This window comes from Asanoa sp. NPDC050611, from assembly GCF_040654855.1.
Taxonomy (GTDB): Bacteria; Actinomycetota; Actinomycetes; order Mycobacteriales; family Micromonosporaceae; genus Asanoa.
Map to the genome: position 1 here is coordinate 1 of NZ_JBFAIU010000152.1, position 17,342 is coordinate 17,342.

Consider the following 17,342-nt stretch of genomic DNA (forward strand, 5'->3'; position numbering starts at 1 on the left):
GACCAGGTCGGGGCGGCGGATCGTGTCGAGCATCCCGAGCCCGCCGCGGACCTCCCGGTACTCCGGGAGCGAGCGGCCGCGGTCGCGGTGCTTGCCACGCTCGCCCGGGCCGGCACGATCACCGCGCTCGCGCTCGCCGGCTGGTGGTTCGCGGCGGAGAAGGTCGTCATCGCCGCTCCGCTTTCGTTGGCCGCGCTGGCCGTGGCGGCACCGCCGCTGGTGCGGCCCCGACGCGACATCCGCTCCGTCGCGGTCCGGCTGCTCTTCGCCGGGTACGCCCAGGCCGGCGCCCTCCTGGTGACGCTGCTGCACGGCTATCCGGCGTCGCCGGCGGCGGGACTGCTCGCGATCGCCGGATGCGCCGCCGCGACCGCGGTCTCGTGGCGCGTCCTCGGCCGGCGCCCGTCCCGCCTGGTGGCCCGCGGGACCGTGCTGGTCGCGGCGGTGGCGCTGGTGGTCGGCACGGGGCTGGCCACGGCACCGGTCTCCGGCGTGCCGCACAGCCATGGATATCCGGCCGCGCCGGCCGTCGGTGAGCCGACCAGGCGGATCACGCTGACCGCCGCGACCACCACGGTCACCGTGGCCGGCCGGGACGTCGCCGCGTGGGCCTTCAACGGCCAGGTTCCCGGGCCGGAGCTGGCCGCCACCGTCGGCGACGTGCTCGAAGTGACGCTGCGCAACCACGACATCGGGCGCGGCGTGACGCTGCACTGGCACGGCTACGACGTGCCCAACAGCCAGGACGGCGTGCCGGACGTGACCCAGGCCGCGGTGCTGCCCGGGCAGGAGTTCGTCTACCGGTTCCGCGCCGACCAGGCCGGAACCTACTGGTATCACACGCATTCAGTCTCCGACCAAGGCGTACGCATGGGCCTCTACGGTGTGCTGGTGGTGCGTCCGGCCCCCGTGACCGGCGTCGACGTCACGGTGCCGGTGCACACCCTCTCCGGCATTCCGCTGCCCACACCCCGGGTCGAGCCGGCGTCGCCAGGGACGCCGATGCGGCTCCGGTTGCTCAACACCGACAGCTCCACGCACCGGTACGCGTTGGCCGGCACGCCCTTCAAGGTGGCCGCGATCGACGGCGCCGACCTGACCGGACCGACGTCGCTTGTGGACGCAGCGATCGCGATTCCGGCCGGGGGCCGCTACGACCTCGTGTTCACCGCCCCGCCAACGCCGGTCGGGCTGTTCGTCGACGGGCGGCTGGTCTACTCGACCGGGCCGGTGTCGGCGCGGACCGGGGCGTGGCCGGTGCTGGACCCGCTCACCTACGGCACGGCGGAACCGGTGCCGTGGTCGCGATTCGACAAGCGGTTCACCCTCGTCCTCGACCGCGGTCTCGACCTGCGCGGGCTCCTGCCGCGCTACGCACACACCGTCAACGGCGCCGCGGACCCCGACATCCCGTCCGACGTCGTCGACCTCGGCGACATCGTCAAGTTCACGATCGTGAACCGGTCCTTCGTCGTACACCCGTGGCATCTGCACGGCCATCACGTGCTGGTGCTTTCCCGCGACGGCAAGCCGGCGACCGGCAGTCCACTGTGGCTCGACTCGTTCGACGTGCGACCCGGCGAGGTCTGGGAGGTCGCGTTCGTGGCCGACAATCCGGGAGTGTGGGCCAACCACTGCCACAACCTGCCACACGCCGACGCCGGGATGATGCTGCACCTGATGTATTCGTGAGCCACGCAACTTGAACAATGGTGTACGGGTTATGGTACGGTCCAAACTCGTACACCAGTGTTCAGGTTATGGAGGCCTTGATGAACCTCGTCACGGAGCCCACGTTTGTCCGTTCGGTGACGAGGCTGGCCGGGTTCGTCGGCGGCCCGCTGTTCCTGCTCACCGTCATCGCGCACCCGGCCCGCGACGGGCATGACATCGCCGCGAACGCCAGTTGGTACATCTTCACGCACACGATGGAGGCCATCAGCCTGCTGATCCTGACGGTGGGCCTGGCCGGCGTCCTCGCGTCGGCCGCCCGCCGGCTCAGCTCGGGCGGCCTCGCCGCGATCCTCACGGCGCTGGTCGGCACGATGTTGTGGTTCGGCCTCATCGTCTACGACGGCAGCCACAACCCCGCGACCGCGATGTACGCCCCGGAACGCGTGCACACCTCCGCGGACGTCGACTTCGAGGGCGGCACCATCGTGCTGGCCGCGAACATCCTGTTCCCGCTGGGATACGTGCTGATCGCCGCACTCCTCGCCCGGCACGGCCAGCGCTGGACAGGCCTCCTCCTCGGGTTCGGCGGCGTCGTGTACGCCCTGGGCGGCACGGTGTCGCTGTTCGGCTTCGGCCCACATTCGACGATCACGTCGATCGTCGAGATCGCGGGGGCGGCCCCGTTCGCACTGGGCCACGTCCTCCTCGCCCGCGCCGGCGGCCGGTTTCGAAGCCCGGCACACGACGCCTATCGAAGTGAATCCGATGGACTGTCGCTGGCGCAGGGCTGAACGCCCTGATGCGCCGCGGGCGGCAGACGGCCGCACCCGCGCGCGTCCGGCAAGGCGGGACTCGCGGCACGGGTGGACCCGGAGCGGACCGGACGGACACAGCCGTATCGGCAGTGCTGCTCCTCGCCGGCGTCGTCGCGTTCGGGGTTTCGCGTGCCTTTCAGGCGGCCGGCCCGGCGGCCGGGGCTCAGCCTGCCCGACCGGTTCGCCGGCTACTCGATGTTCACCAGCACTGTCACGGACGCCCCGCTGGGTCGGGCGATCGCGCTCTACGGCTACGGCAACGGCGAGATGTTCAACATGTTCCAGCCGCTGGTGGTCGGCGCCGACGGTGACACGTACCGTCGCGTCGACGCCATGCAGGAGCGTGACCGGCCCTCCACACTGCTCGCGCCCGACGGCACCCAGGTGCTCCTCGGCGACGACCGCGGCGCCACCGACGAACTGGTCCTGGTCGACCTCGGCACCGGAGAAGAAAGACAGCTCCCGCTCGGTGGTACGGTCGGGTCTCGACGGCCGGGAGTACGGCGGCGTCGACATCGCCGCCGGGCGTGAGCTGGCCGCTGAGGTCGGCTGGTCGCCGGACGGCCGCTTCCTCGCCGCCGTGCCCTGGACCGCGGACGGCCCGTCCGGCGGGTTCGCCGGCCACGGGATGTTCCTGTGGCAGGCGGGCGACGTCGCGACCGTCGACGGCGCGGGTCACCTGGCGCTGGAAGAACAACACACCACGACCCGGCGGACGCTGTCCCGCTTCGACACCGGTCGCACCTGCGAGCTGCACACCCAGCCCTGCCGGGTCTTCGACCTGCACCTCGCGACCGGCCTGCTGTCCGAGGTGACCGTCCGCGACGCCGATCGTCCGCGACGCGGCGGCCTCCCGTGGCCGACCATCGTCACCGGCGCCGCGCTCCTGGGCGTCGCCGTCCTGCTGTGGCGCCGGGGACAGCGGCGGGCCACCGGGAGCAAGATCCATTGATAGGGTCCCGGCCGTGGCCACATCCGAGCGTCTGCCGCACGTCCCGGTCGATCCGCATCCCGCGCAGGACGACCCTGCGCTGCGCAAGGCGCACGACGCGCTTGCCTACGGTGGCGACTGGCGGATGGCCCGCGACCTGCTGGCCGGCGCCGCGGGCGACGAGGACCGGCGGTCGCGCTACGTGTGGGTGCTCGCCGAGTCGGCGCTCGGGCCCAGCGCACCGGGCCAGCCGGTCGAGGACGCGACCTGGGTCGACGCCTGGGCCCGCGCCGAGCCCGACAACACCGACGCCCTCCTGGTCCGCGGCCGGTCGCTGATCGTGCGGGCCTGGGAGGTGCGCGGCAGCGGCTGGGCGTCCTCGGTCAGCAAGCAGCAGTTCACCGAGTTCCACCGTCTGCTCGGGTTGGCCGCGCCGGTCTACGAGCGGGCCGTCCAGCTGGCTCCGGCCGACCCGCTGCCCTGGGCCCACCGGGTGCTGCTCGCGACCGCGCAGAACGCCAAGCACGACCACCTGGAGCGCTGCTGGGCCGAGTTGGTCGCGCGGGATCCGGGGCACGTCGAGGGGCACCGGCTGAAGCTCATGTACCTGTGCCGTAAGTGGCACGGCTCCCACCAGAAGATGTTCGCGTTCGCGCGCGACGCCGCGGCAGCCGCGCCCGACGGCTCGCCGCTGCTGGTGCTGCCGCTGATGGCGGGCGCCGAGTGGGCGTCGTACCGCACGACGGCGCAGAAGTCGGTGCTCAGCTCGGTGCTCGTGCGGCGCTACTGGCGGCGCAATCCCACCGTGCAGGCGGAGATCGACGCCGCCCTGCACCGGTGGTTCGCCCGGCCGACCAGACGCGACGGCTGGTACCTGCACCTCAACTACCTGTCGTACGCGCTCTACCAGGCACAGCGGCACGCCGACAACAAGGCGGTGCTCGCCGCGATCGGGCCGTACGTCGCCGGACTGCCGTGGGGCTGGGCGGGCGAGAAGTCCGCGGTCGACGCGTTCGCGAAGGCCCACGCGGCCGCGTACCAGCAGCCCTAGGAGCCCCGCGACGACGACAGGCTGTCGCGCCACCACGGCGTCTCGACGAAGCCGCGTCGCAGGACGAGCAGGACCACGCTGGCCGTCCAGCCCTGGACACCTTCGAGGCGTCCGAGCGTGTTGGTGGTGAACGCGAACAGGTCCTCGGTCGTCGGCAGGATGAGCTCGCACATCAGCGCGTTCTGGCTGAGCAAAGCGGCGACGTAGCGCACACCGCGATAGCCCGACAGCGTACGCGCGACCGACTCGAGGAACGGCGGCGCGACCGTGATGTTGAGGACCACTTCGGACTCGAAGCCCATCGCAGCCGCCGGCACCAGCGTGGTCACCTGCAGGCAGCCGCGGCCGAGCAGCGTCTCGAAGCGCCGCCGGACCGTGCTCTCGTTGAGGCCGACCGCCGTCGCGACCGTGCGGAAGCTGGCCCGGCCGTCCTCGCGCATCAGGTCGACGATCTGGTGGTCGACGTCGTCGAGGTGGCCGGGGTCGCACTGGTGCGCCTCGGTGACGGTGTCCGGCGGCTGGTCGGTGAGCAGCTGCCGCGCCCAGTCGCTGGCGACCTTGTAGACGTGCAGCGTCAGGTCCGTGTCGCAGCGCTGGACGCCGTCGATCTCCAGGATCTCCTCGACGATGCGGGCCAGCAGCGAGTCCTCGCGGCGCAGGCTGAGCTCGGCGAGGATGTCGTACGGGCCGGTCACCAGACCGAGGAAGCGCAGGTCACGATATTTGACCAGCTCGGAGAGGACCTCGAGCTGGGTGCCGGGCGCGCAGGTGATGCGCAGGACGAACAGGTCCGCCGGCCCCGGGTGGTTGTTGCGGGGCACGGCGGCGACGCGCACGACGCCGTCGCGCAGCAGCGACTGGCCGCGCCGCGCGACGGTGGCCACGGAGCTGCCGGACAGCTCCGCGATCTCCGTCCAGCTGGCTCGGCCGTCGCTCTGCAGCGCGGCGACGATCCTGCGGTCGAGGTCGTCCAGGTGGCCGCTAGCGGTCATCCGCACCGACCTCGTGCAGGAACTCCCGGACGGTGTGCCGCCACAGCTCAGCCTCCTCGACCTGTGGGGAGTGTCCGGACTTCTCGAACACGACCAGCCTAGCGTTGGGGATCATCGATGCGATGACTTCGCTGCTCGCCACCGGGGTGATCCAGTCGTCCCGGCCGACGGTCACGAGCGTCGGACAAGTGATCTTGTGGAGCTGATCCTTGATGTCGTAGTTGGGGATGTTAACGGAGAAGGCGTAGTTGTGCGTCTGATAGCGGTAGGGCGTCGCCTCGACCTTCTCGATGACCTTGGCGGGGTCGTAGACGTGGTCGTACAGCGGCAGGATCTCGCGCCAGCAGTCGCGCAGGTCGTCGTCGTCGAACACCGTGCCGTCGTTGATCCGGTCGAACTTCGCGACGTCGATGTCGACCCGGTCCGAGGAGAGCGCGTTGGTCCGGGCGGCCTTGTCGTTCTCGTGATCGGCCGAGGTGTCGCGCAGCACCAGCGCCTTCACCCGGTCGGGGTGGCGGATCGCGTACTCCATCGAGATGAAACCGCCGTAGGAGCCGCCGGCCATCACGAAGCTCTCGACGCCGGCCCATTGCCGCAGCCCGTCCACATCGGCCACCCACTGCTCGTGGCTGAACGGCGGGTTGCCCTCGCTGACGCCCGAACCGCGCGCGTCGAAGACGATGACCCGGAACGTGTCGGCGAACGGCGCGAACGTGGCGCGTGGCTCGGCGCGGGAGCCGAGGCCGGGCGCGCCGTGGTGCGCGATCAGCACCGGGGCGTCGTCCGCGCCGAAGACCTCGACCTCGAGCTCGTTGTCGTTGATTTTCAGCCGCACGGTTTTTCCTTCCAGATCAGAGCGAGATGACGATGTCGTCGAGACCACGGGGGTACGCGGTGAAGGGGCGCGCGCCGGCCTCGGTGATCAGCATCGAGTCGGAGATGCGGTAGCCGGCGTGCCCGGGGATGTAGATGCCCGGCTCGTTCGAGACGACCATGCCGGCGGCGAGCGGGGTGTCGTCCCCGTCGGAGAGCCACGGCGCCTCGTGCATGCCGACGCCGATGCCGTGCCCCTGCCGGTGGCGCAGGAACTGGGCGAGCCCGGCGTCGCGGATGACGTCGAGGCAGATCCGGTTGGCCTCGGAGCACGCCAGGCCGGGCTTGAGCGCGGCGCCGCCGACCGCTTGCGCCTCCCGCACCGCCTCGTAGTAGCGGCGCTGGTCGGCGCTCGGTTCACCGAGGATGAACGTGCGCTCGCCCTCGACGAACCGGCCGCCGACCGCGCAGCCGAGAGAGAGCATGAACGTCTCGCCCGGCTGCAACCGGTGGCCCGACGGCAGGGCGTGCGGGCGGGCACTGTTGGCGCCCGAATAGACCAGCCCGCCCGCGAGGAACGAGACCACGACCACCTCGGCGTGGTCGGCGTACATCGTGGACGTGCCGACCGTGCCGATGTGCGCGGCGATCTCGGCCTCGCTGGGCAGCTCCCCGCCCGCCGCGACGGCCTCTTCGACGAGGGCGCGGCCGGCCACGAGCATGAGGTCGGTGATCCGGGCCGCCTCGGCGTGCAGCGCGACCTCCTCGGGCCGCTTGACGTAGCGCGCGTGCATGACCACCTCGGACCGGACGAGTTCCGCGTCCGGGAAGGCGGCGCGGATCTGGTCGAGCCGCTCGACGCTCAGGCCGCCGGAGTGACCGATCCGCCCACGGAACGACGGCGCCGCCGAGCCCAGGTAGCTGATCGGGGACCGCAGCCCGGGAAACTCCGGATACGCCACCAGTTCGGCCGTCGCGTGCTGAGCCAGCGCGTACTCCCGTTCCAGCTCCGGCACGAGCAGCAACGTCGGCCCGTCCTGCGGGACGAACACGACCGCCGGCCGCTCGTTGGGGTGGTGGAAGAACCCGGTCAGGTAGGCGACGTCGTCGTGGTGGTCGGCGACGACCGCGTCGAGACCTTCGGCCGCGAGCGCGGCGCGGATGTCCTGTTGCAGAGCCGCGTAGAAGGTGGCCGGCAGCCGTTGGGTGTCCAGCATGGACTAGTCCTCCCGGGCGCGCGGGTTGCGCGCGTCGTTGTACGCGATGGAGATGAGGGTGGCCGAGACGACGAGGAAGAGCATCGCCAGCGACGGGAACAACGTGGTCCACCAGGCGCTCTGCATGGCGCCGGACTGCTGGGCCTCGTAGAGGATCCGGCCCCAGGACCAGCTCGTCGGGTCGCCGAGGCCGAGGAAGGCCAGGCCGGCGGCGGAGAGCACGGCCCGCGACGCGGTGAGCACGACCGAGACGACGATCACCGGCGCGACCGCGGGCAGCAGGTGCTTGCGGATGATCCAGAACGAGGAGCCGCCGGTCAGCTTGGCCGCGTCCATGTAGGGCAGCCGAACCACCGAGAGCGCCTGCGACCGGACGACCCGGGTCACCTCGGGCCAGGAGAAGAAGGCGATGACCAGGACGAGCGTGACCAGGCTGGGACCGGCGAGCGCCGCGACGAGGATCATCAGCGGGAGCACGGGCAGCGACAGGCACAGGTCGACGATCGTGCCGATGACCGCGTCGGCCTTGGGGAAGTAGGCGCCCAGCACGGCGACCACGACCCCGATGGCGATCGCGAGGGCCGAGGAGAGCGCGGCGATCACGATGCTGAGCCGCGCGCCCCAGACGACCTCGGCGAAGATGTCGCGCCCGAGGTTGTCTGTGCCGAACCAGTGCGCGCCCGACGGGCCCTGCAGCACCGCGTCGCCGTACCCCGTGGGATATTCGGCGATCAGCGGGGCGCAGATGGCGACGATCACCAGCAGCACGAGGATGCCGACGGAGACCATGCCGAGCGGGTTGCGGCGGAACGCCGTCCAGGTCGCCCGGGCCGCGGTGACCTGGTCGTTGGTGACACTGTCCAGGCCGGCAACGGTCGTGGTCATGCCGTCCTCACTCTCGGGTCGAGCACGCCGTACGTCAGGTCGGTCAGCATGTTGGCGATCACGACGGTCAGTGCGAGCAGCACGAACGCGCCCTGCAGCACGGGGAAGTCGAGCTGGGTGACCGCCTCGTAGATGCCGCGCCCGATGCCGGGATAGGCGAAGACGGTCTCGGTCAGCACCGCACCGCCGACGAGATAGCCCAGCTGCAGGCCGACCAGCGTGGTCGTCGGGAGCAGCGCGTTGCGCAGCGCGTGCTTCCAGACCACCTTGCGGTTGGGCATGCCTTTCGCCCGGGCCAGGACGCAGTAGTCCTCGCCGAGCGCGTCGATGAGCGTGGAGCGCAACGTCAGTACGTACGAGCCGAGCTGGACCAGCATGAGGCTGACGCACGGCAGGACGAGGTGCTTGGCGACGTCGAGGTACCACGCCGCGCCGTACACGCCGGGGGAGTAGGAGCCGCCGATCGGCAGCAGGTGGAGCTTCAGGCCGAGGAAGAACAGCAGGAAGATGCCGACGCTCGGCACGAACAGGGACTGCCCGATGACGCCGCCGACCTGGGTGAACCGGTCGAGGAAGCCGCGGGGCCGGGTCGCGGCCAGCACCCCGAGCGGGATGCCGACCGCGACCGTGAGCAGGAGAGAGGAGAAGGTGAGCAGCAGGGTCCAGGGCAGGCGCTCCATGAGGACCTCGCTGACCGGGACCTGCCGGGCGAACGAGATGCCCAGGTTGCCGTGCACGAGCTGCCAGAGGTACTTGCCGTACTGCACGAGCAGCGGCTCGTCGAGACCGTACTGGCTCAACAGCTCCGCCCGCGCCGCCGGCGTCATGTTCGGGCTGGCCACCGCGAGTGCGGGGTCGCCCGGCAGGAGCCGGAGGAGCAGGAAGGTCACCGTGACCGCGAACCAGACGGTCAGCAGTGCCCGGCCGATCCGGCGCGCCGTGAATCGGACAACCTGGGTCATCGTCAGTTCTCCGTCAGCTCTTCTTCGCGTTCGCCAGCGACTGCGGGTCCACGACGGACAGCAGCTCGCTGGGCTTGACGACGAAGCCGCTCCACTTGTCGCTGTGCGCGACGTAGAGGTTCTGCATGTACATGACGTTGTCGTAGACGTTGTCGCGGACCATCTTGGCCGCCTGCTGGACGAACTGCTTCTGCGCGGCCTTGTCGGTCGTGCCCTGCGCCTGCTCGATCAGCGAGTTGAGCGCCGGGTCGTCGACCAGCGTGTAGTTGATCGCCCCACCGGGGAGGTAGGTCAACGCCATGTTGGTCGTCGGGTCGTCCATGATCGCGAAGTTGCCGGCGTAGATGTCGTACTCACCCGCGTCGGTCTTGGCGAGGTAGGTGTTGCGGTCCATGCCCTGCAGGTTGATCGTGATGCCGGCCTTGGCCGCGTCGTCCTTGACGAGGTTGGCCCACTGCGAGGTCACCGCGTCCTGGAGCGAGTAGATCATCGTCAGCGTCAGCGGCTTGCCCGGACCGTAGCCGGCCTCGGTGAGCAGCTGCTTCGACTTCTCGACGTCGAACTCGTACTCCTGGCTCGAGGGGTCCGCGAAGTCCTTGAGCACCGGCGGGATCGGGCTCGACCCGGTCGTGACACCCTGCCCTTGGAGCACGACCGAGCGGATCGCCTCGTAGTTGACCGCGTGCGCCAGCGCCTGCCGGACCTTCAGGTCCTTGAGCGCCGGGTGCTTCATGTTGTACGTCATGTGCGCGTAACCGAGGCCCGGGATCTCCTGGACCTTGATCCCGGGCGTGCCCTGCAGGTTCTTGACCTGCGCCGGCGGCAGCGCGTTGGCGATGAGGTCGACCTCACCGTTCTTCAGCGCCAGGATCTCGGTGTTGATGTCCGGGTACACGCGGTAGACGATCTTGCTGACCACCGGCGTGTTGTTCGGCGCGAACGGGTAAGGGGTCACCCGCTCCAGCGTGTAGCTCTGTCCCTTGGCGACGTTGGTGAGCTTGAACGGGCCGGCGCTGACCCAGTCCTTGTCGTTGGCGAACTTCGCCACGTTGCCGGACGGCTCGAAGACGTGCTTCGGGACGACGTTCATCCAGAAGCCGACCTCGGTCACCACCGTCGAGTCGGCCTTCTTGAGCTTGAGCTCGACCCGGGTCGGCGACGGCGCGGAGGCCGAGTCCACATTGACCAGCTGACCGTACGTCGTGTTGCCGGCGGGCTTGTCGCGCAGGATCGAGTTGATGGTGAACGCGACGTCGTCCGCGGTGACCGGCTTGCCGTCACTCCACTTCATGTCGTCCCGCAGGTTCCAGAACGCCGTCGTCGGGTTGGTGAACCCGTAGTCCTTGGCGAGCAGGGGGGACTTGTTGCCGTCCGCCGAGATCGACAGCAGCCGGGGGTACATCAGGCTGGTGATCCAGTTGTCGGTGCGACTGTTGCCGATCAGGGGGTTGAAGTTGACCACGTCGGTGGTCGTCGCGATGGTGAGCGTGGCGTCGCTCGCCCCGCCGGCATTGTTGTTATCGGGCGCGCTCGGGCTGCACGCGCCCAATGCCGCGACCGCCGCGAGAGCGGCGACCGCGATCAGGGGGTGACGTAGGCGCATCTAGACCCAGACCTCCTCCAGGACGCGGATGGTGTTGCCGCCGACCACCTTGCGAATCTCGTCGTCGGAGTAGTCGTGGCTCACCAGCCATCCGATGATGTTGTAGAAACACTCGGCCGGGTTCTCCAGGCCGTCGACGTACTCCACCTCGGGGAACTCCACGCGACCGTGGGCTTCCTTTGTGGACAGGTTGCTCGCGAAGGCCTTGTGCAGGCCGACGTGGTCACCGAACAGGGTGTCCGGGCCGAATGTGACGTGGTCGATGCCGATCAGGTCCACGCAGTGCGTGAAGTGGTCCATCACCGAATCGAGACTGTGCCGCGGGTGGGCGGCCGACAGGGTCGTGTGGGGCGCCGCCTCGAGGCCGAGGACGCCGCCGCGTTCGGCGCACGCCTTGATGACGGCGTCCGGCTTCATGCGGTTGGTCGGCCAGACCTCGCGCGAGCCGCAGTGGGTGATGAACACCGGCTTCGTCGAGTGCTGGACGACCTCGAGCGCGGTGCGGTCGCCGGAGTGCGAGATGTCGATGGCGAAGCCGAGCTTGTTCATCCGCTCGACGGCCTTCTCGCCGAAGTACGTGAGCCCGCCGTCGCCGCGCTCCTTGAGCCCGCTGCCGAGGTAGTTGGCCTCGGAGTAGGCGATGCCGATCTGGCGCACGCCGAAGCCGTAGAGGACGTCGAGCCGGTCGACCTCGTTCTCGATCGGGGTCGCCGCCTCCAGCGCGAAGACGTGCGCCATCCGGCCGGTCTCGTGTGCGTAGTAGATGTCCTTGAGCGTCTCGCCCTTGATGACGTAGTCCTGGTGCGCGATGTCGGCCATCCGCACGCCGAGGTCGAAGAGCACGTCTTGGTACTTCCAGCCGGCGTCGCTGGAGATGCAGCAGGTGCCGTCCATGCCGTTGTCGAAGACCGCGGTCATGCCGGAACGGGCCAGGCCCTTGTAGCCGGTGGGTTCGCGGCCCTGCCGGATGTGCTCGCGCAGCTGGCCCATGTCCTGCGGGAAGACCTGCACGTGGTCGTGCAGCGAGATGACGATCTCGTCGGTGAGCAGCTTGACGACCCGCTCGCGCTGGCTGTCGGAGAGCGCGAGCCCCGCGTATGCCGGCACCCGGCTGATCTGCTCGGCGTACTCGAAGACCTTGAAGTCCTTGCCCGGCTCGAGGTAGTCGTACGCCGTGTAGCCGGTGTAACGCTTCGCGCTTTCCAGCATCGAAGCCCTCCTTCTGTTTCGCAGATTTCGTCGCCGGGCGCCCCGGTCGGGCCTGGCATGCGCGGCGATGCATGGGAGGGTTGCAAAAATCCGGCGCTGTAGTCAAGATGCAAAAGAAGAACGGGCGTCATGGGCGCCGGTACGGCGAAGTACGGGCAAGAACGCCCGATTCGTTGCTGGGGAGAACACGCAATGCATGCATCGGCTGACTCCACGTCACGAGCGCTGGAGGTACGTGGCCTCACGGTCACGTTCGCGACCCGGCGCGGTCCGGTCCCGGCGGTCGTCGACGTCGACCTCGACGTCGCCCGCGGCGAGCTGGTCGCGCTCCTCGGCGAGTCCGGTTCCGGCAAGTCGGCGGCCGCCCGGGCGATGATGGGCCTCTCCGACCGCAACGCGACCGTCACCGCCGACACCCTGCGGCTCGGCGACACGGACCTGCGCACCCTCTCCGAGCAGCAGCACCGCAAGCTGCGCGGCACCCGGATGGCCATGGTGTTCCAGGACGCGCTGTCCGCGCTCAACCCGGTGCTGTCCATCGGCGACCAGCTCGGCGAGCTGTTCCGCGAGCACCGCGACATGTCACGCAAGCAGGCCCGCGCCGCGGCGATCGAGCTGCTCGCCCAGGTGGGCATCCCGGCACCGGACCGGCGGATCTCCGACTATCCGCACCAGTTCTCGGGCGGCATGCGCCAGCGCATCCTGATCGCGATGGCGATCGCCCTGCGGCCCGAGCTGATCATCGCGGACGAGCCCACCACGGCCCTGGACGTCACCGTCCAGGCGCAGATCCTCGAGCTGCTCGACAGCCTGCGCCGCGAGCTCGACATGGCCGTCCTGCTGATCACCCACGACCTCGGCGTGGTCAGCGAGGTCGCGGACCGGGTCATGGTCATGTACGCCGGCCGGGTCGTCGAGGCCGGCAGCGCCGACGACCTGCTCGGTCAGCCCGCCCATCCGTACACGGAGGCGCTCCTGCGGTCCGTGCCCCGCGCCGACCGCCGCGAAAGCAGCCTGCACGCGATCTCCGGCAGCCCGCCGAGCCCGGCCAACCAGCCGGCCGGCTGCCCGTTCCACCCCCGCTGCGAGTACGTCATCGACGAGTGCCGCACGACGCGGCCGCCCCTCGCGATGCTGGACGACGCTCGTTCTGCCGCCTGCCACCGCTCTGAGGAGGTGCGCCATGCCGCCGTCGCCCGGTGACCTGGTGCTCGACGCACAGGACCTGCACAAGACGTTCCACACCGGCCGCGGCGGGTTGCGCCGGGCGCGGGTCAGCGCGGTCGACGGCGTCAGCCTGCAGCTGCGGGCGGGCGAGTCGCTCGGCATCGTCGGCGAGTCCGGCTGTGGCAAGTCGACGCTGGCCCGGATGCTGGTCGGCCTCGAACGCCCGGACTCGGGCAGCATCGTGGTCAACGGCAAGGACGTCACCAAGGTCCGCGGCCGCGACCGCCGGCTGCTGCGGGCCGAGGTGCAGATGGTCTTCCAGGACCCGTACACCTCGCTCGACCCGCGGATGACCGTGCTGGAGCTCGTCGGCGAGCCGCTGGTGGTGCACAACCGGGTGTCCGGCGCCGCGGCGAAGCGGGACAAGGTCGCCGAGCTGCTCGGCCTGGTCAACCTCGCGCCGGAGCTGATGCACCGCTACCCGCACCAGTTCTCCGGCGGGCAGCGCCAGCGCATCGGCATCGCCCGGGCGCTGGCCCTGGAACCGCGGGTGCTGGTCTGCGACGAGCCGGTCTCGGCCCTCGACATGTCGGTGCAGGCGCAGGTCGTCAACCTGCTGCGCGACCTCCAACAGCGGATGGGCATCGCGCTGCTGTTCATCGCGCACGACCTGTCCGTGGTCCGGCACGTCGCGGACCGCACGGCCGTCATGTACCTCGGGCGGCTGGCCGAGGTCGGCGACACCGACACGGTGTACGACGAGCCGGCGCACCCGTACACCCAGGCGTTGTTGTCAGCCTCGCCGGTCGTCGACCGCAACCGCCGCCGGCTGGCGAGCCGCATCATGCTCGCCGGCGACCCGCCGAGCCCGAGCGACCCACCGAGCGGCTGCCGTTTCCACACGCGGTGCCGCTTTCAGCAGGCACGCTGCACCGAGTCGAAGCCGGAGCTGCGCCTGCTGGGCGAACGCGCGGTCGCCTGCCACTTCGCCGAAGAGGTCCGCCAGGCGGCGCCGCTAGCGGGCCTCCAGTAGGGCCAGCAGCTCCGGCGCGTCGTCGGCGACCTGGAGCAGCGTCGGCAGCGGGACCGGGAGGAAGCCTTCGGCGTCCATCCGGCGGAGCTGGGTGATCAGGCCGTCGTAGAAGCCGTCCGTGTTCAGCAGGACGACCGGCTTGTCGTGCAGGCCGTGCTTGCGCAGCTCGAGGATCTCGGTCACCTCGTCCAGCGTGCCCAGGCCGCCGGGCATGACCACGAGAGCGTCCGAGCGGGCGAGCAGCGCCGCCTTGCGCTCGGCGAGGTCGGCGGTGATCACCATCTCGTCGGCGTCCGGGCGGGCCAGGTGGCGCAGGAACTCGACCGAGGAGCCGACGAGCCTGCCGCCGTTCTCCTGGACGCCGTCGGCGACCACCTTCATCAGGCCGGTGTCCGAGCCGCCCCAGACGAGGGTGTGGCCGGCCTTGCCGAGCAGCTCGCCGAACGCACGGGCCGGACGGGTGTAGCGCTCGTCGAGGTCGGCCGCCGACAGGAAGACGCAGATGTTCATACCTGGATTGAACTACGTGGCGCCGGCGGGGTTTCCCGCTGTCGGCGGCAGCACGGCGCACAGGGCAGCCAGCGCGCCGACCCACTCGGTGTCCAGCGGCGCCGAATAGTTGATCACCAGGGCGTCCCGGCCGTCCGTGGACCCGTAGCGGAACTCCGCGATCCCGCTCACCTCCAGATCGTGGGCGGCGGCCGCGCGGATGACCGATTCCTCGGTGCCGGGCGGCAGCTCGACGACCGCCTGGAGCCCGGCGGCCAGGCCCGTCACCCGGATGCCGGGCGCGCGTTCCGCGAGGGCCGCGACCAGCTGGTCCCGGCGGCGCCGGTAGCGCAGCCGCATCGCGCGCACGTGCTTGTCGTACGCGCCGGACGCGATGAACTCCGCGAGCGTCAGCTGCTCGAGCGAGCTGGAAACCCAGTCCAGGTAACCCTTCGCCGCCACGACGTCGGGCACGAGGGCGGCCGGCAGCACCATCCAGGCCAGCCGCAGGCCCGGCGCCAGCGACTTGCTCACGGTGCCGAAGTAGACGATCCGCTCCGGGTCGAGGCTCTGCAGGGCGCCGACCGGTGAACGGTCGTAGCGGAACTCGCCGTCGTAGTCGTCCTCCAGGATCAGCCCGCCGGTCGCGCGGGCCCAGTCGAGCACGGCCGCGCGGCGATCCGGCGGCAACGCCACGCCCGTGGGGAACTGGTGCGCCGGCGTGATCAGCGCGGCGCCGACGCCGGGCAGGCGGTTCAGGTCCGCGACGCGGGCGCCGTGCTCGTCGACCTGCAGCGCCGGTGTCCGCAGGCCGGCGTTGCTCAGCTGCTCGCGGTAGATGTCGAGGCCGTACGACTCGACGGCCACCGTCCTGACCCGGCGGTCCTTGAGCACCTGGGCGACCAGCGCCAGGGCGTGGTGGAAGCCCGAGCAGATGATGATCCGGCTCGGGTCGGTGTAGACGCCGCGGGCCCGCGCCAGGTAGTTCGCCAGGGCGGTGCGCAGCTCGATCCGGCCGTTGGCCTCGCCGAGCGCGAACGCCTCGTGCGGTGCCCCGGTGATCGCCCGGCGGGCGGCGGCGAGCCACTCGCGGCGCGGGAACTGCGCGAGGTTCGGCGAGCCGGTCAGCAGGCTGTAGGTGGGATGCGTGCGGGGCCGCAGCGCGGCGGGTGCGGCCCGGCGCGGCTTGGTGCGCCGGGCGACCCGCGTGCCGGAGCCCTGCTGCGCGGTCAGCCAACCCTCGGCGATCAGCTCGGCGTACGCGTTGGCCACGGTGTTGCGCGCGATGCCGAGGTCGACGGCCAGCGAACGGGACGACGGGAGTCGGGTGCCGGGCGTGAGCCGCTCGGTCCGCACGGCCTCGCGCAGGGCGTCGGTGAGGCCGGCCCGCAGCCTCGGGCCGGTCAGGTCGAGATGCAGGTCAGTGCCGATTCCGGCCACGGAATTGGCCCATGGTTCCCCCACAGAAGTTGACCATACCCCGGTGCCACCCCGCGCGTAGCGTGGCCAAGGTGATCAACCACCAAACCGTCTCAAAGCGGATGAATCGTGCCGACCTGTGTACGCGTGCCGGCGTCGAGTTCGCGCTCACCACCGTGGTGCTGTTCGTCGCGGTGACGGTGGTGCGGTGGGTCCGGGACGACGGCTCGCCGCTCTTCATCGCCGACCTGGGTGCTGCCCTGGCCGTCATCGGCGCGATCAGCGGGAGCCTGCTCACCGGCCTGATCCTCAGCCCGCTCGGGCGGCGCAGCGGGGGCCACCTGAACCCGGCGGTGACGATCGCCGTCTGGGCGATGGGCATGTTCCCCGGCCGTGCCGTCGTGCCCTACGCGGTCGCCCAGCTCGCCGGCTCCGTGGCCGGGACGGGGCTGGCCTGGCTGGTGTGGCGGGAACCGGCGTCGCACCTCGGCCTGGGTGCGATCCAGCCCGCACTCACGTGGACGCCCGCGGCCGTGTTCAGCGCCGAAGCGGGCAGCATGGCCGTCCTGTTCGTCGTGCTGGGCGTCCTGGTCGAGCGCGGCCACGCCCGGCTCGTGCCGTACACCATCGGACTCGCCGTCGGCCTCGTGATCGCCGTGCTCGGCCCGCTCAGCGGCGGCTCGATCAACCCGGCCCGCCAGCTCGGTCCCGCCGTGCTGTCCGGCGAGACCAACGACCTGTGGATCTACCTGGTCGCGCCCGTACTCGGTGCGGCTCTGGGATCCGTGCTCTGGAGGTTCCGTCATGAATATCTTGGTAGCCGGCGCGACTGGCGCCGTTGGACGACTGCTCGTGCCCATGCTGGTGGCCGCCGGCCATGAGGTCACCGGCATCTCCCGCACACCCGCGGGAGCCGACCGGGTGCGCCGGCAGGGCGCGTCGGCCGTGGTGGCGGACGTGCTCGACCGCGCCGGCCTGCACGCCGCGCTGCAGGACACCACGGCGGACGCGGTGCTGCACCAGCTCACCGACCTCGCCGGTGCGGACGGCGCGGCCACGGACCGGCTGCGCCGCGTGGCCAC

18 protein-coding genes are annotated in these 17,342 nt (G+C 70.7%); 9 read left to right on the forward strand and 9 right to left on the reverse strand.

Annotation, left to right across the window (positions count from 1 at the left end; translation table 11 throughout):
- From AB0H87_RS22840 to AB0H87_RS22860, 5 genes are all read left to right on the forward strand, one after another.
- Positions 1 to 1,692 (forward strand): multicopper oxidase family protein (locus AB0H87_RS22840; RefSeq protein WP_360148944.1); only part of this gene is annotated, 1,692 nt, incomplete at its 5' end.
- A gap of 80 nt (positions 1,693 to 1,772) precedes the next feature.
- Positions 1,773 to 2,465 (forward strand): hypothetical protein, encoded by a 693-nt coding sequence (locus AB0H87_RS22845; protein ID WP_360148947.1) that lies wholly within the window; start codon positions 1,773 to 1,775, stop codon positions 2,463 to 2,465.
- Between the two features lie 153 nt (positions 2,466 to 2,618).
- The gene (locus AB0H87_RS22850) at positions 2,619 to 3,020 is read left to right on the forward strand and encodes a hypothetical protein (RefSeq protein WP_360148950.1); all 402 of its coding nucleotides are present in this window, start codon (positions 2,619 to 2,621) and stop codon (positions 3,018 to 3,020) included.
- The gene (locus tag AB0H87_RS22855) at positions 2,959 to 3,441 is read left to right on the forward strand and encodes a hypothetical protein (RefSeq protein WP_360148953.1); all 483 of its coding nucleotides are present in this window, start codon (positions 2,959 to 2,961) and stop codon (positions 3,439 to 3,441) included. The genes AB0H87_RS22850 and AB0H87_RS22855 overlap by 62 nt, the downstream gene beginning before the upstream one ends.
- A 13-nt stretch (positions 3,442 to 3,454) precedes the next feature.
- Positions 3,455 to 4,471: a DUF4034 domain-containing protein gene (locus AB0H87_RS22860; protein ID WP_360148956.1), complete on the forward strand. Its 1,017-nt coding sequence runs from the start codon at positions 3,455 to 3,457 to the stop codon at positions 4,469 to 4,471.
- Here the strand turns inward: AB0H87_RS22860 and AB0H87_RS22865 are convergent.
- The 7 genes from AB0H87_RS22865 to AB0H87_RS22895 are packed head-to-tail and all read right to left on the reverse strand — an operon-like array spanning position 4,468 to position 12,152.
- Positions 4,468 to 5,463 carry an Lrp/AsnC family transcriptional regulator gene (locus AB0H87_RS22865; protein WP_360148959.1) on the reverse strand — a complete coding sequence of 332 codons (996 nt, stop codon included), beginning with the start codon at positions 5,461 to 5,463 and terminating at the stop codon, positions 4,468 to 4,470. The genes AB0H87_RS22860 and AB0H87_RS22865 overlap by 4 nt on opposite strands.
- Complete coding sequence (locus AB0H87_RS22870; RefSeq protein WP_360148962.1) at positions 5,453 to 6,298, reverse strand: alpha/beta hydrolase; 846 nt, start codon at positions 6,296 to 6,298, stop codon at positions 5,453 to 5,455. Before AB0H87_RS22870 ends, AB0H87_RS22865 begins: the two co-directional genes overlap by 11 nt.
- Positions 6,299 to 6,314: 16 nt before the next feature.
- Positions 6,315 to 7,493 carry a Xaa-Pro peptidase family protein gene (locus AB0H87_RS22875; RefSeq protein ID WP_360148965.1) on the reverse strand — a complete coding sequence of 393 codons (1,179 nt, stop codon included), beginning with the start codon at positions 7,491 to 7,493 and terminating at the stop codon, positions 6,315 to 6,317.
- Positions 7,494 to 7,496: 3 nt separating this feature from the next.
- Positions 7,497 to 8,378, reverse strand: a complete 882-nt coding sequence (locus AB0H87_RS22880) for an ABC transporter permease (RefSeq protein WP_360148968.1) — start codon at positions 8,376 to 8,378, stop codon at positions 7,497 to 7,499.
- Complete coding sequence (locus AB0H87_RS22885) at positions 8,375 to 9,340, reverse strand: ABC transporter permease (RefSeq protein WP_360148971.1); 966 nt, start codon at positions 9,338 to 9,340, stop codon at positions 8,375 to 8,377. The genes AB0H87_RS22880 and AB0H87_RS22885 overlap by 4 nt, the downstream gene beginning before the upstream one ends.
- A gap of 13 nt (positions 9,341 to 9,353) precedes the next feature.
- Positions 9,354 to 10,943, reverse strand: a complete 1,590-nt coding sequence (locus AB0H87_RS22890; RefSeq protein WP_360148974.1) for an ABC transporter substrate-binding protein — start codon at positions 10,941 to 10,943, stop codon at positions 9,354 to 9,356.
- Positions 10,944 to 12,152, reverse strand: coding sequence for a membrane dipeptidase (locus AB0H87_RS22895; RefSeq protein ID WP_360148977.1), 1,209 nt, complete (start codon positions 12,150 to 12,152; stop codon positions 10,944 to 10,946). It abuts the gene before it with no gap.
- A gap of 192 nt (positions 12,153 to 12,344) precedes the next feature.
- On the opposite strand from AB0H87_RS22895, the gene AB0H87_RS22900 reads away from it, so the two are divergent.
- Both AB0H87_RS22900 and AB0H87_RS22905 read left to right on the forward strand, forming a co-directional pair.
- On the forward strand, positions 12,345 to 13,355 hold the full coding sequence (locus tag AB0H87_RS22900; RefSeq protein WP_360148980.1) for an ABC transporter ATP-binding protein: 1,011 nt from the start codon (positions 12,345 to 12,347) through the stop codon (positions 13,353 to 13,355).
- Positions 13,336 to 14,352 (forward strand): dipeptide ABC transporter ATP-binding protein, encoded by a 1,017-nt coding sequence (locus tag AB0H87_RS22905; RefSeq protein WP_360148983.1) that lies wholly within the window; start codon positions 13,336 to 13,338, stop codon positions 14,350 to 14,352. Before AB0H87_RS22900 ends, AB0H87_RS22905 begins: the two co-directional genes overlap by 20 nt.
- Here the strand turns inward: AB0H87_RS22905 and AB0H87_RS22910 are convergent.
- Together AB0H87_RS22910 and AB0H87_RS22915 are read right to left on the reverse strand one after the other, a co-directional pair.
- On the reverse strand, positions 14,335 to 14,862 hold the full coding sequence (locus tag AB0H87_RS22910) for a TIGR00730 family Rossman fold protein (protein WP_360148986.1): 528 nt from the start codon (positions 14,860 to 14,862) through the stop codon (positions 14,335 to 14,337). The genes AB0H87_RS22905 and AB0H87_RS22910 overlap by 18 nt on opposite strands.
- Before the next feature lie 12 nt (positions 14,863 to 14,874).
- Complete coding sequence (locus AB0H87_RS22915) at positions 14,875 to 16,305, reverse strand: PLP-dependent aminotransferase family protein (RefSeq protein ID WP_360148989.1); 1,431 nt, start codon at positions 16,303 to 16,305, stop codon at positions 14,875 to 14,877.
- Between the two features lie 77 nt (positions 16,306 to 16,382).
- Between AB0H87_RS22915 and AB0H87_RS22920 the strand changes: the two genes are divergently transcribed.
- Together AB0H87_RS22920 and AB0H87_RS22925 are read left to right on the forward strand one after the other, a co-directional pair.
- Positions 16,383 to 17,141, forward strand: coding sequence for an aquaporin (locus tag AB0H87_RS22920; protein WP_360148992.1), 759 nt, complete (start codon positions 16,383 to 16,385; stop codon positions 17,139 to 17,141).
- A partial coding sequence (locus AB0H87_RS22925) for an NAD-dependent epimerase/dehydratase family protein (protein WP_360148995.1) occupies positions 17,119 to 17,342 on the forward strand: 224 nt, incomplete at its 3' end. The genes AB0H87_RS22920 and AB0H87_RS22925, both read left to right, overlap by 23 nt.